1 tRNA gene is annotated in these 237 nt (G+C 47.7%); it reads right to left on the bottom strand.

The features are described 5' to 3' along the window. Positions 1-81: 81 nt before the first annotated feature. Positions 82-155, bottom strand: a tRNA-Ala gene (locus IZU26_RS13040). Positions 156-237 lie beyond the last annotated feature (82 nt).

Below are 237 nucleotides of genomic sequence, written 5' to 3'. Positions count from 1 at the left end.
TCCGCTCATGCGCTCAAACCTTCTTCCCTTCCCTACATTTTCAAAGAGCATATCTTTATTAAATTATTAATAAAAGATTTATGGAGATAAGGGGATTTGAACCCCTGACACCCGGCTTGCAAAGCCGGTGCTCTAGCCAGCTGAGCTATATCCCCTTGCCGTTTACGGCACAGGGAAAGAAAGAAAGCGGACGCTGTCTCAAAACACTCTCGTGCGGACAGCATCCTCCGACGCATG

The sequence above is a fragment of the Treponema sp. SP13 genome (genome assembly GCF_050938355.1).
In the GTDB taxonomy this organism is placed as follows: Bacteria; Spirochaetota; Spirochaetia; order Treponematales; family Treponemataceae; genus Treponema_D; species Treponema_D socranskii.
This window is presented reverse-complemented; position numbering and strand designations above follow the sequence as displayed.